This is a genomic window from Pseudomonas sp. NPDC096925 (assembly GCF_044762545.1).
In the GTDB taxonomy this organism is placed as follows: Bacteria; Pseudomonadota; Gammaproteobacteria; order Pseudomonadales; family Pseudomonadaceae; genus Aquipseudomonas.
In genome coordinates, this window is sequence record NZ_JBIWEM010000001.1 from 283,631 (window position 1) to 296,542 (window position 12,912).

General features: G+C 63.8%; 15 protein-coding genes. All 15 read left to right on the forward strand.

Features of this window, described 5'->3' with window-relative positions; genetic code table 11:
• Positions 1–44 precede the first annotated feature (44 nt).
• The 15 genes from ACIQYU_RS01415 to bamB all read left to right on the forward strand — a co-directional run bounded on the left by ACIQYU_RS01415 (position 45) and on the right by bamB (position 12,797).
• Complete coding sequence (locus tag ACIQYU_RS01415; RefSeq protein ID WP_013971017.1) at positions 45–1,259, forward strand: IscS subfamily cysteine desulfurase; 1,215 nt, start codon at positions 45–47, stop codon at positions 1,257–1,259.
• A gap of 46 nt (positions 1,260–1,305) precedes the next feature.
• Positions 1,306–1,692, forward strand: coding sequence for a Fe-S cluster assembly scaffold IscU (iscU, locus tag ACIQYU_RS01420; protein WP_003248539.1), 387 nt, complete (start codon positions 1,306–1,308; stop codon positions 1,690–1,692).
• 28 nt (positions 1,693–1,720) lie between these two features.
• Positions 1,721–2,044: an iron-sulfur cluster assembly protein IscA gene (gene iscA, locus ACIQYU_RS01425; protein ID WP_003257854.1), complete on the forward strand. Its 324-nt coding sequence runs from the start codon at positions 1,721–1,723 to the stop codon at positions 2,042–2,044.
• An 8-nt stretch (positions 2,045–2,052) separates the two neighbouring features.
• Entirely contained in the window at positions 2,053–2,574 is a 522-nt protein-coding gene (gene hscB / locus ACIQYU_RS01430) for a co-chaperone HscB (RefSeq protein ID WP_015269012.1), read from the forward strand.
• Between the two features lie 42 nt (positions 2,575–2,616).
• On the forward strand, positions 2,617–4,479 hold the full coding sequence (gene hscA, locus ACIQYU_RS01435) for a Fe-S protein assembly chaperone HscA (protein WP_087503087.1): 1,863 nt from the start codon (positions 2,617–2,619) through the stop codon (positions 4,477–4,479).
• A 3-nt stretch (positions 4,480–4,482) separates the two neighbouring features.
• Complete coding sequence (fdx, locus tag ACIQYU_RS01440; RefSeq protein WP_063911316.1) at positions 4,483–4,824, forward strand: ISC system 2Fe-2S type ferredoxin; 342 nt, start codon at positions 4,483–4,485, stop codon at positions 4,822–4,824.
• A gap of 10 nt (positions 4,825–4,834) precedes the next feature.
• The gene (iscX, locus tag ACIQYU_RS01445) at positions 4,835–5,035 is read left to right on the forward strand and encodes a Fe-S cluster assembly protein IscX (protein ID WP_023382209.1); all 201 of its coding nucleotides are present in this window, start codon (positions 4,835–4,837) and stop codon (positions 5,033–5,035) included.
• 89 nt (positions 5,036–5,124) lie between these two features.
• Positions 5,125–5,556 (forward strand): nucleoside-diphosphate kinase, encoded by a 432-nt coding sequence (gene ndk / locus ACIQYU_RS01450; protein WP_023382208.1) that lies wholly within the window; start codon positions 5,125–5,127, stop codon positions 5,554–5,556.
• Between the two features lie 24 nt (positions 5,557–5,580).
• Positions 5,581–6,726, forward strand: coding sequence for a 23S rRNA (adenine(2503)-C(2))-methyltransferase RlmN (gene rlmN / locus ACIQYU_RS01455; RefSeq protein ID WP_046615810.1), 1,146 nt, complete (start codon positions 5,581–5,583; stop codon positions 6,724–6,726).
• Between the two features lie 14 nt (positions 6,727–6,740).
• On the forward strand, positions 6,741–7,502 hold the full coding sequence (gene pilW, locus ACIQYU_RS01460; RefSeq protein ID WP_207834797.1) for a type IV pilus biogenesis/stability protein PilW: 762 nt from the start codon (positions 6,741–6,743) through the stop codon (positions 7,500–7,502).
• On the forward strand, positions 7,499–8,548 hold the full coding sequence (locus tag ACIQYU_RS01465) for a RodZ domain-containing protein (RefSeq protein ID WP_402797922.1): 1,050 nt from the start codon (positions 7,499–7,501) through the stop codon (positions 8,546–8,548). Before pilW ends, ACIQYU_RS01465 begins: the two co-directional genes overlap by 4 nt.
• Before the next feature lie 3 nt (positions 8,549–8,551).
• Positions 8,552–9,661, forward strand: a complete 1,110-nt coding sequence (ispG, locus tag ACIQYU_RS01470; protein WP_003257869.1) for a flavodoxin-dependent (E)-4-hydroxy-3-methylbut-2-enyl-diphosphate synthase — start codon at positions 8,552–8,554, stop codon at positions 9,659–9,661.
• Positions 9,662–9,686: 25 nt separating this feature from the next.
• On the forward strand, positions 9,687–10,976 hold the full coding sequence (hisS, locus tag ACIQYU_RS01475) for a histidine--tRNA ligase (RefSeq protein ID WP_063911319.1): 1,290 nt from the start codon (positions 9,687–9,689) through the stop codon (positions 10,974–10,976).
• A gap of 39 nt (positions 10,977–11,015) precedes the next feature.
• The gene (locus ACIQYU_RS01480) at positions 11,016–11,654 is read left to right on the forward strand and encodes a tetratricopeptide repeat protein (protein ID WP_207834772.1); all 639 of its coding nucleotides are present in this window, start codon (positions 11,016–11,018) and stop codon (positions 11,652–11,654) included.
• Positions 11,655–12,797, forward strand: a complete 1,143-nt coding sequence (bamB, locus tag ACIQYU_RS01485; protein WP_063911321.1) for an outer membrane protein assembly factor BamB — start codon at positions 11,655–11,657, stop codon at positions 12,795–12,797.
• The last annotated feature ends 115 nt before the right edge of the window (positions 12,798–12,912 follow it).

The window sequence follows — 12,912 nt, forward strand, 5'->3', positions numbered from 1 at the left end:
CCACCGGGACGACGAGCGACGCCACCGCCTGATAGGAGAGACAAATGAAGTTGCCGATCTACCTCGATTACTCCGCGACCACCCCGGTCGACCCACGCGTGGCCCAGAAGATGGCCGATTGCCTGCTGGTCGACGGGAACTTCGGTAACCCGGCTTCGCGCTCCCACGTCTTTGGCTGGAAAGCCGAGGAAGCGGTCGAGAACGGTCGTCGCCAGGTTGCCGAGCTGATCAACGCCGATCCGCGCGAAATCGTCTGGACCAGCGGTGCCACCGAGTCCGACAACCTCGCACTCAAGGGCGTCGCGCACTTCTATCAGACCAAGGGCAAGCACATCATCACCTCCAAGATCGAGCACAAGGCGGTCCTGGATACCGCTCGCCAGCTGGAGCGTGAAGGTTTCGAAGTCACCTACCTCGAGCCAGGCGAAGACGGCATCGTCACCCCGGCCATGGTCGAGGCGGCGCTGCGCGACGACACCATCCTGGTTTCGCTGATGCACGTGAACAACGAAGTCGGCTCGATCAACGATATCGCCGCCATCGGTGAACTGACCCGCTCGCGCGGTGTGCTGTTCCACGTTGACGCCGCGCAGTCGGCCGGCAAGGTCGAAATCGACCTGCAGAAGCTGAAGGTCGACCTGATGTCGTTCTCGGCGCACAAGGTCTACGGCCCGAAAGGCATCGGCGCGCTGTACGTCAGCCGCAAGCCGCGTGTACGCCTGGAAGCCATCATTCACGGCGGTGGCCATGAGCGTGGCATGCGTTCGGGCACCCTGCCGACCCACCAGATCGTCGGCATGGGCGAAGCCTTCGCCATCGCCAAGCAGGAAATGGCCGCGGAAAACGTGCGCATCAAGGCCCTGAGCGACCGCTTCTTCAAGCAGGTCTCGGACCTCGAAGAGCTGTACGTCAACGGCAGCAAGACTGCCCGCGTACCACACAACCTGAACCTGAGCTTCAACTACGTCGAAGGCGAATCGCTGCTGATGTCGCTGAAGGACATCGCCGTATCGTCCGGTTCGGCCTGCACCTCCGCGTCGCTCGAGCCGTCCTACGTACTGCGCGCCCTGGGCCGCAACGACGAGCTGGCGCACAGCTCGATCCGCTTCTCCTTCGGCCGCTTCACCACCGAAGAAGAAGTCGATTACGCCGCGCAGAAAGTCTGCGAGGCCGTGAACAAACTGCGTGAGCTGTCGCCGCTGTGGGACATGTACAAAGACGGCGTTGACATCTCCAAGATCGAGTGGGCCGCCCACTAAGCAGTCGCCGGCAAGAGCGGCTCCCTGATGAGGAAGGAATTGCACCATGGCATACAGTGAAAAGGTCATCGACCACTACGAAAACCCGCGCAACGTCGGCAAGATGAATGCCGAAGACCCGGACGTCGGTACCGGCATGGTCGGCGCCCCGGCCTGTGGTGACGTCATGCGCCTGCAGATCAAGGTCAACGAGCAGGGCGTGATCGAAGACGCCAAGTTCAAGACCTACGGCTGCGGTTCGGCCATCGCTTCCAGCTCCCTCGCCACCGAGTGGATGAAGGGCAAGACCCTGGACGAAGCCGAAACCATCAAGAACACCCAGCTGGCCGAAGAACTGGCGTTGCCGCCGGTCAAGATCCACTGCTCGGTACTCGCCGAAGATGCCATCAAGGCAGCTGTACGCGATTACAAGCAGAAGAAAGGCTTGATCTAAGTCGCCTGTTGCGAGGTAAGGAGTCCAGATGGCTATCAGCATGACAGAAGCCGCCGCCAACCATGTGCGGCGTTCCCTGGAAGGGCGCGGCAAGGGCGAAGGCATTCGCCTGGGCGTGCGCACCACCGGTTGCTCGGGCCTGGCCTACGTGCTGGAGTTCGTCGACGAGCTGGCGGACGAAGACCAGGTGTTCGAGAACCATGGCGTCAAGGTGATCATCGATCCCAAGAGCCTGGTGTACCTCGACGGCACCGAACTGGACTTCGTCAAGGAAGGGTTGAACGAAGGCTTCAAGTTCAACAACCCTAACGTGCGCGGTGAGTGTGGCTGCGGCGAAAGCTTCAACGTTTGAGGCTGGCTGTGGGTACTCCTTGTCATTTCGCATTGTTTGACCTCCAGCCAAGCTTCCGCCTGGATCTCGACAAGCTGGCCACTCGCTATCGCGAGCTGGCCCGCGAAGTCCATCCCGACCGCTTTGCCGACGCCTCCGAGCGCGAGCAGCGCGTGGCGCTGGAAAAGTCCGCGGCCCTCAACGACGCCTACCAGACCCTGCGCAGTGCGCCGCGTCGTGCCCGCTACCTGCTGGCCATCGGCGGCCACGAAGTGCCCCAGGAGGTCACGGTCCACGACCCGGACTTCCTGTTGCAGCAGATGCAGTGGCGTGAAGAGCTCGAAGAGCTGCAGGACGAGGCCGACCTCGATGGCGTGGCCGTGTTCAAGAAGCGCCTGAAGGTCGCCCAGGACACGCTGAACGAGGACTTTGCCGCCTGCTGGGACGCCCCAGGCGAGCGCGACAAGGCCGAACGCCTGATGCGCCGCATGCAGTTCCTCGACAAGCTCGCCCAAGAAGTGCGCCAACTGGAAGAGCGCCTCGACGATTAACCCGGTGCTGCCCGTGATGGCACCTAAGGTATTCAGATAAGCATGGCCCTACTGCAGATTGCCGAACCCGGTCAAAGCCCTCAGCCGCACCAGCGCCGCCTGGCGGTGGGGATCGACCTGGGTACCACCAACTCTCTGGTCGCCGCACTGCGCAGCGGCCGTAGCGAGCCCCTGCCCGACGCGCAGGGCAACGTCATTCTGCCGTCCGCGGTGCGCTACCTCGAAGGGCGCAACGAAGTGGGGCAGGCTGCACGCGATGCCGCTTCCAGCGACCCGCTTAACACCGTGCTGTCGGTCAAGCGCCTGATGGGGCGCGGCCTGGCCGACGTCAAGCAACTGGGCGAGCAGCTGCCTTACCGCTTCGTTGGCGGTGAGTCGCACATGCCGTTCATCGACACCGTGCAGGGGCCGAAAAGCCCGGTGGAAGTGTCCGCCGATATCCTCAAGGTTCTGCGCGAGCGTGCCGAAGCCACCCTCGGCGGTGAGCTGGTGGGGGCGGTGATCACCGTGCCGGCCTATTTCGACGATGCCCAGCGCCAGGCCACCAAGGACGCTGCGCGCCTGGCCGGCCTGAACGTGCTGCGCCTGCTCAACGAGCCGACTGCCGCTGCCGTGGCTTACGGCCTGGACCAGAACGCCGAAGGCGTGGTGGCCATCTATGACCTGGGCGGCGGTACCTTCGACATTTCCATCCTGCGCCTGACTGCCGGCGTGTTCGAAGTGCTGGCCACCGGTGGCGATACTGCCCTGGGCGGTGACGACTTCGACCACGCCATTGCCGGCTGGATCATCGAACAGGCCGGGCTGTCGTCCGACCTGGACCCGGCCACCCAGCGCGCGCTGCTGCAAACCGCCTGCGCTGCCAAGGAAGCCCTGACCGACACCGACGTGGTCAGCGTCAGCCATGGCGCCTGGCAGGGCCAACTGAGCCGCGCCGGCTTCGAAGCCATGATCGAGCCCATGGTCGCCCGCAGCCTCAAGGCCTGCCGCCGCGCCGTGCGCGACAGCGGTATCGAGCTTGAAGAAGTCAGCGCCGTGGTCATGGTCGGCGGTTCGACCCGCGTCCCGCGTGTGCGTGAAGCCGTCGGTGCACTGTTCGGGCGCACCCCGCTGACCTCGATCGACCCCGACCAGGTGGTGGCCATCGGTGCTGCCATCCAGGCCGATACCTTGGCCGGCAACCGCCGCGAAGGTGGCGAACTGCTGCTGCTGGATGTCATCCCGCTGTCGCTCGGTCTTGAGACCATGGGCGGGCTGATGGAGAAGGTAATCCCGCGCAACACCACTATCCCGGTAGCGCGTGCCCAGGAGTTCACCACTTATAAAGATGGTCAGACGGCCATGATGATCCACGTGCTGCAGGGCGAGCGCGAGCTGATCAGCGACTGCCGCTCGCTGGCGCGCTTCGAGCTGCGTGGCATCCCGGCCATGGTCGCCGGTGCGGCGAAAATCCGCGTCACCTTCCAGGTAGACGCCGACGGCCTGCTCAGCGTCGCCGCCCGCGAGCTGGGCTCGGGCGTGGAAGCCAGCATCCAGGTCAAGCCGTCCTACGGCCTGACCGACGGCGAAATCGCCCGCATGCTCAAGGACTCCTTCGAACACGCAGGTTCCGACAAGCAGGCCCGCCAGCTGCGCGAGCACCAGGTGGACGGCGAGCGCCTGCTCGAAGCGGTACAGGGCGCCCTGGACGCCGACGGTGAGCGCCTGCTCAGCAGTGACGAGCGCGACGCCATCGAATTCCAGATGCAAGAACTACGTGATTTGCTGGCCGGCACCGATGGCGCTGCCATCGAGCAACAGACCAAGCGTCTGTCGCAGGTGACCGACGCATTTGCCGCCCGTCGCCTTGATTCGACGGTCAAAGCCGCACTGGCCGGGCGCAACCTGAATGAGATCGAGGAGTAACCGATGCCGCTGGTGACATTCCTGCCGCACGAGAAGTTCTGCCCCGAAGGGCTGACCGTGGAAGTCGAGCCCGGGACCAACATCCTGGAGCTGGCCCACGACCATCACATCGAGATGGAAAGCGCCTGCGGCGGCGTCAAGGCCTGCACCACCTGCCACTGCATCATCCGCAAGGGTTTCGACTCGCTGGAAGAAGCCGACGAGCTGGAAGAAGACATGCTGGACAAGGCCTGGGGCCTGGAGGCTCAGTCGCGCCTCGGCTGCCAGGTGGTTGTCGCTGACCAGGACCTGGTCATCGAGATCCCCAAGTATTCGCTCAACCACGCCGCCGAAGCGCCGCACTGAGGTTTGCCCCATGAGCCTGAAATGGATTGATGTACTTGAGATCGCCATCCAGCTTGCAGAAAGCAAGCCGGACGTCGATCCTCGTTATGTGAATTTCGTCGATCTGCACCGCTGGGTGCTGGCCTTGCCAGAATTCAGCGACGATCCGTCACGCGGCGGTGAGAAAGTGCTCGAGGCCATCCAGGCGGCCTGGATCGAAGAAGCCGACTGAACGCATCCTGCAGGTTAGGCAATCCCCTGGAACCCGCGTATAATTCGCGGGTTTAATTTTTCGCAACACTCATTTTTCTGGAGTTTTCCATGGCTGTTCAACGTACTTTCTCCATCATCAAGCCTGACGCCGTTGCCAAGAACGTCATCGGCGAGATCACCACTCGTTTCGAGAAAGCCGGCCTGCGCGTCGTCGCTTCGAAAATGAAGCAACTGTCCAAAGCCGAAGCCGAAGGCTTCTACGCCGAGCACAAAGAGCGCGGCTTCTTCGCTGACCTGGTTGCCTTCATGACTTCCGGTCCGGTCATCGTTCAGGTTCTGGAAGGCGAAAACGCCGTTCTGGCCAACCGCGAGCTGATGGGCGCCACCAACCCGAAAGAAGCTGCTGCCGGCACCATCCGTGCTGACTTCGCTGTTTCCATCGACGAAAACGCTGTTCACGGTTCCGACTCGGAAGCTTCGGCTGCCCGCGAAATCGCTTACTTCTTCTCCGCTACCGAGCTGTGCGACCGCATTCGCTAAGCGAAGCAGGTCTTGGGTGATTCCATGAGTGACATGACTGGCAAGATCAACCTGTTGGGCCTGACCCTGCAGGAAATGGAAAAATTCTTCGAGTCGATCGGAGAGAAGCGTTTTCGTGCCGGTCAGGTCATGAAATGGATTCACCACTTTGGCGTCGACGATTTCGCCGCCATGACCAATGTCGGCAAGGCCTTGCGCGAAAAGCTCGAGGCCGTTGCCGAGATTCGGGGCCCGGAAGTGGTCAGTGAAGACATTTCCGCCGACGGTACCCGCAAGTGGGTGGTCCGCGTTGCCTCCGGCAGCTGCGTCGAAACCGTCTACATCCCCACCGACGATCGCGGCACCCTGTGCGTGTCGTCGCAAGCCGGCTGTGCCCTGGACTGCAGCTTCTGCTCCACCGGCAAGCAAGGCTTCAACAGCAACCTCACCGCCGCCGAAGTGATCGGCCAGGTGTGGCTTGCCAACAAATCCTTCGGGACCGTTCCGGCCAAGATCGACCGCGCCATTACCAACGTGGTCATGATGGGCATGGGCGAACCCCTGCTGAATTTCGACAATGTCATCGCCGCCATGAAGATCATGATGGAAGATCTGGGCTATGGCATTTCCAAGCGTCGCGTCACCCTGTCCACCTCGGGCGTGGTGCCGATGATCGACGAGCTGGCCAAGCACATCGACGTGTCGCTGGCCCTGTCGCTGCACGCACCGAACGACGAACTGCGCAACAAGCTTGTACCGATCAACAAGAAGTACCCGCTGAAGATGCTGCTGGAATCGTGCATGGGCTACATGTCCACCCTGGGTGGCAAGCGCGTGCTGACCATCGAGTACACCCTGCTCAAGGACGTCAACGACCAGCCTGAGCATGCTGCGCAAATGATCGAGCTGCTGCGCGACGTGCCGTGCAAGATCAACCTGATCCCGTTCAACCCGTTCCCGCACTCGGGCTACGAGCGGCCGAGCAACAACGCCATTCGCCGCTTCCAGGACCTGTTGCACCACGGTGGCTTCAACGTCACCACCCGCACCACCCGTGGTGATGACATCGACGCCGCCTGTGGCCAGCTGGTTGGCCAGGTCAACGACCGAACCCGCCGCAGCGAGCGCTACATCGCCGTGCGCCAGCTGTCGGCGGACGCCGAGCTGCAAGACAGCCCCGCCAGCCACTGACCGGGACCTTGCCCATGAGCCTGCGCGCCGCGCTGTCGATCCTTGCGCTTTTGCTGCTGGCCGGCTGCGTGTCGGGCGGCGCGGGCGACCCCCTGGCCAGCCGCCAGGGCAGGGCAGAGGCGGGGCGGGCCTATGTGCAGCTTGGGCTGGGTTATTTGCAACAGGGTTTGACCGAGCAGGCCAAGGCGCCGCTGGGCAAAGCCCTGGCCCTGAATGGCGGTGATGCCGACGCGCACGCCGCCCTGGCGCTGGTGTTCCAGGCCGAAGGCGAGCCGGCGCTGGCCGAAGCGCACTTTCGCAAGGCACTGCAGGCACGCCCGGGCGACACGCGAATTCGCAACAATTACGGCAGTTTCCTTTATGCTCAGGGGCGATTTGCCGAGGCCGAGCAGATGTTTCGCCTGGCCAGCGCCGATACCCTGTATCCTGAACGCTCACGCGTGTACGAGAACCTGGGCCTGACCGCCCTGAAGCTCGAGCGCCGCGACCAGGCGCAGGCGTATCTGCTGAAAGCTTTGCAACTCAACCAGCGGCAACCGAAAGCGTTGCTGGAAATGGCTGAGTTGTCCTACGAAAACAGGCATTATGTGCCGGCCCGGGACTACTACGATCGTTTCAGCCAGTTGAGCGACCATGATGCCCGTAGCCTGCTGCTGGGCAGCCGCCTTGCCCGGGTATTCGACGAGCAGGGCACCCTGGCCGAGCTGGGCCAGCAATTACAACGACTTTATCCCGGTACGCCGGAATATCAGCAATACCTGTCGGAGCAACGATGAAAGCCGCGCATCCCGAAGTAGCAGTAGCGCCTGGCCAGAACCCCGGTGAGCTTTTGCGTCAGGCCCGTGAGAACCGGGACTGGTCACAAGCCGAGGTGGCCCGCAAGCTCAACCTCACTGTCAGTTCGTTGAACCACGTGGAAACCGGCGCCTTCGACAAGCTGCCGGGGCATACCTTCGCCCGTGGTTATATCCGCGCCTATGCCAAGCTGATGGACCTGGACCAGGCTGCCCTGGTGGACGCCTTCGACCGTTACACCGGCACCCACGCCAAAGGCAGCGACGTGCACTCGCTGGGCCGTATCGAAGAGCCGGTGCGCCTGTCGCACAATATCCTGCGCGGCGTCAGCCTGCTGCTGCTGGTGGCGGTGATCGGCGGCGGCTTTGTCTGGTGGCAGGACCAGGGCAGCCTGCGTGGCAAGGACCTGGCCAAGATTGCCCTGGAGCACGTCGAAGTCGAAAGCGCCGACGGTACCACCCAGATTCACCCGCTCGATGAGCCTGAAGACCAGGCCGTTTCCGCTGGCCAGCAGCCCGAGAGCGCGCCGCTGCCGCTGGAGCAGGGCGCTGCCGAGCAGCCTGCCGCCGCCGAACAGGCACCGGCAAGCCCGGCACCTGCCGCTACCACTAACGCAGTGCCAGCACCGGCCCAGCAGGCGCCTGTGGCACCCGCTGCCAGCGCCCCTGCTGTCGCGCCAGCGCCGGTAGCACCGGTTGCCCCGGCCCCGGCGGCCGTTGTACCTGCCACGCCTGTAGCGGCAGTGGCCGCCGCCGAGCCTGTCGTGCCAGCCGCAGTGCCGGCTGGCAGCGCCAAGGTCGCCATCCAGTTCGTCGCCGATTGCTGGACCCAGGTCACCGACGGCAACGGCAAGGTGCTGTTCAGCGCCATCAAGCGCAAGGGGGACAACCTCGAGCTGACCGGCAAGCCGCCGTTCTCGGTACGCCTGGGCTTTGCCCGTGGCGCCCAGGTCAGCTACAACGGCCAGGCCGTCGATGTTGCCCCGTTCACCAGTGGCGAGACCGCTCGCCTGAAGTTGGGACAGTAAGTCATGCACGGCGAATCTCCGATCAAACGTCGCGAATCCCGCAAAATCTGGGTCGGCAATGTGCCGGTGGGTGGTGATGCCCCCATCGCGGTGCAGAGCATGACCAACACCGACACCAACGATGTGGCCGCCACCGTGGCGCAAATCCAGCGCCTGGTCGATGCCGGCGTGGACATCGTGCGTGTCTCGGTGCCGGACATGGACGCCGCCGAGGCGTTCGGCCGCATCAAGCAGCAGGTCAGCGTGCCGCTGGTGGCCGACATCCACTTCGACTACAAGATCGCCTTGCGCGTGGCCGAACTGGGCGTCGACTGCCTGCGTATCAACCCGGGCAACATCGGCCGTGAAGACCGTGTGCGCGCGGTTGTAGATGCCGCCCGCGACCGGGGTATCCCGATCCGTATCGGCGTCAACGCCGGTTCCCTGGAAAAGGACCTGCAGAAGAAGTACGGCGAGCCGACCCCGGCGGCGCTGGTCGAGTCGGCCCTGCGCCACGTCGAGCACCTCGACCGCCTGGACTTCCAGGACTTCAAGGTCAGCGTCAAGGCCTCCGATGTGTTCATGGCCGTCGAAGCCTACCGCCTGCTGGCCAAGCAGATCGTACAGCCGCTGCACCTGGGCATCACCGAAGCCGGTGGCCTGCGTTCGGGGACGGTGAAATCCGCTGTCGGCCTCGGTATGCTGCTGGCCGAAGGCATTGGCGATACCATCCGTATCTCGCTGGCGGCCGACCCGGTCGAAGAAGTGAAAGTCGGCTACGACATCCTCAAGTCGCTGCACCTGCGCTCGCGCGGCATCAACTTCATCGCCTGCCCGAGCTGCTCGCGGCAGAACTTCGATGTGGTCAAGACCATGAACGAGCTGGAAGGGCGCCTGGAAGACCTGCTGGTGCCGCTGGACGTGGCGGTGATCGGTTGCGTGGTCAACGGCCCGGGTGAAGCCAAGGAGGCCCATGTGGGGCTGACCGGCGGCACGCCGAACCTGATCTACATCGACGGCAAGCCGGCGCAGAAACTGACCAACGACAACCTGGTCGATGAGCTGGAAAAACTCATCCGCCAGAAAGCGGCCGAAAAGGCCGAGGCCGACGCGGCGCTGATCGTCCGTGGCTGACACACAGAATTCGTAAGGACTTTTCGTGAGCAAATCGCTGCAAGCCATCCGTGGCATGAACGACATCCTGCCAGAACAGTCGCCGCTGTGGCGCTACTTCGAAGGCACCGTGGCCGGCCTGCTGGACACCTACGGGTACAGCCAGATCCGCACGCCGATCGTCGAGTTCACCGAGCTGTTCAAGCGCTCCATCGGTGAAGTGACCGACATCGTCGAAAAAGAGATGTACACCTTCGAGGACCGCAACGGCGATTCGCTGACCCTGCGCCCCGAAGGCACCGCTGCGTGCGTGCGTGCCGTGCTCGAGCATGGCATCACCGGCAACGGCCAGGTGCAGAAACTGTGGTACATCGGCCAGATGTTCCGCCACGAGCGCCCGCAAAAGGGTCGCTACCGCCAGTTCCACCAGATTGGCGTGGAAGTATTCAACCTGGACGGTCCGGACATCGACGCCGAGCTGATCATGCTGACCTGGCGCCTGTGGGGCCAGCTGGGCATCCGGGACGCAGTCAAGCTGGAACTCAACAGCCTGGGCACCAGCGAAGCCCGTGCACGCTACCGTGACGCGCTGGTCGAGTTCCTCTCGGCGCGCCTGGAGCAACTGGACGAAGACAGCCAGCGCCGCCTGAAGAGCAACCCGCTGCGCATCCTCGACAGCAAGGACCAGAACACCCAGGCGGTGCTGGTCGGCGCGCCGAAGCTGGAAGACTACCTGGACGAAGAGTCGCGCGTGCACTTCGAGGGCCTCAAGGCCCGCCTGGACGCTGCCGGCATCCCGTTCGTGATCAACACCAAGCTGGTGCGTGGCCTGGACTACTACAGCAAGACCGTGTTCGAGTGGGTTACCGACAAGCTCGGCGCCCAGGGCACTGTCTGCGCCGGTGGCCGCTACGACGGCCTGGTCGAGCAGATGGGCGGCAAGCCGACCCCGGGCGTCGGTTTCGCCATGGGCATCGAGCGCCTGATCCTGCTGCTGGAAACCCTGGGCAAGGTGCCCGAGTCCATCAGCCGCCAGATCGACGTTTACCTGTGCGCCTTTGGCGAACAGGCGGAGCTGGCCGGCCTGCGCCTTTCCGAAGGCCTGCGCGACCGCCTGCCGGGCCTGCGCCTGGCGGTCAACGCCGGCGGTGGCAGCTTCAAGAGCCAGTTCAAGAAAGCCGACAAGAGCGGCGCGCTGTTCGCCCTGATCCTCGGCGACGACGAGCTGGCCAAGCAAGAGATCGGCTTCAAGCCCCTGCGTGGTCAGGGCGAACAACAGAACATTGCCTGGGATGCTCTGGCTGAGCACCTGGAAACCGCGATCGCGCAGGCGTAACGCGGTTCAACAAGCGAATAGGCGAAAAGGAGTATTGGGGTGTCGAGTACCGATGATGAACTGGCAGGGGTCAAGGACTGGTGGAACCGCAACGGCAAGCCGCTGCTGACCGGTGCCCTGCTGGCTGGCGTGGTGGTGTTGGGCTGGAATACCTGGCACAAGTACCAGAACAATCAGTCGCAAGGTGCCTCGCAGCTGTACCAGGCCTTGCTGGAGACCAGCCTGACGCCGACTGGCCAGCCTGACGCGACCAAGGTCGCGGAACTGGCCGGCAAGCTCAAGAGCGAGTTCGGCGGTACCGCCTACGCCCAGTACGGCAGCCTGTTCGTGGCCAAGGTTGCGGTCGAGAGCGGCAAGCTCGACGACGCTGCTGCCGAGCTGAAGGGCGTGCTGGACAAACCGGCCGATGCCACCCTGGGCGAAATTTCGCGTCAGCGCCTGGCACGTGTTCTGGCCGCCCAGAACAAGGCCGAGGAAGCCCTCAAGCTGCTCGACGGCGACGCTGACAAAGCCTTCCTGGCCAGCCGTGAAGAGTTGAAAGGTGACCTGCTGGTGCAACTGGGGCGCGCCGACGACGCGCACAGCGCTTACGAGAAAGCCAAGGCTGCGCTGTCCGATGAGGCGGCGGTCGGTGGCCTGCAATTGAAGCTGGATGACTTGGCCAAAGGGGACGCGTAAGTGATCGGTTGGAAACATGCAGCAGTGCTGACCCTGGCCGTACTGGCCGCAGGTTGCAGCAGCAACAGCAAGAAGGAACTGCCCCCGGCCGAGCTGACCAAGTTCACCGAGGAAGTGGTGCTGAAGAAGCAGTGGAGCCGTTCGATCGGTGACGGCCAGGGCGAGACCTACAACACCCTGGTACCCGCCATCGAGAACGACCGTATCTACGCTTCCGACGTCAACGGCGAAGTCTTCGCCCTCGACCGCATCACCGGCGACGTGGTGTGGAAGAAGGACCTCGAACTGCCGGTATCCGGCGCTGTCGGCGTAGGCTACGGCCTGGTCATGATCGGCACCCTCAAGGGTGAAGTCATCGCCCTGGATTCCAGCACCGGCGAGGAGCGCTGGCGCTCCCGCGTGACCAGCGAAGTGCTGGCCCCGCCTGCCAACAACGGTGACGTGGTGGTGGTGCAGACCCAGGACGACCGCCTGATCGGCCTGGATGCCACGACTGGCGACCGCCGCTGGATCTATGAAAACACCCCGGCCGTGCTGACCCTGCGTGGTACCGGCGCACCGATCGCCACCAACCGCCTGGCCGTCGCCGGCCTGTCCACCGGCAAGGTGGTGGCGGTGGATATCAACAACGGTGTTCCTGTGTGGGAAAGCCGTGTGGCGATTCCGCAGGGCCGTTCCGAGCTGGATCGTGTGGTCGATATCGACGGCGGCCTGCTGCTGTCTGGTGGTACCCTGTACGTCAGCACCTACCAGGGCCGCGTCGCGGGCCTGGACCTGGAAAGCGGCCGCGTGCTGTGGCAGCGCGATGCCTCCAGCTATGTGGGTGTCGCCCAGGGCTTCGGCAACGTCTACGTCAGCGAAGCTTCGGGTACTGTCGAAAGCGTCGACGAGCGCTCGTCCAGCGCCCTGTGGACCAACGACACCATGGCTCGCCGCCAGCTGACGGCGCCTGAGGTGTTCTCCAGCTACGTGGCTGTGGGTGACTTCGAGGGTTACCTGCACCTGCTGAGCCAGGTCGATGGCCGTTTCGTTGGCCGTGAACGTATCGACAGCGATGGCCTGCGTGCCCGCCCACTTGTGGTCGGCGACACCATCTACGTCTTCGGCAACAGCGGCAAGCTCGAGGCACTGACCATCCGCTGAAGCTATGCTTGAAGCCTTGGCGGGCTTCAAGCCGCGGCGTAGGACACGCCGCCCGAACTCCGGCCGCTGCCTTGCAGCGGCCTTTGCATTTTCAAGAATTCAAGAGTGGAGAGCC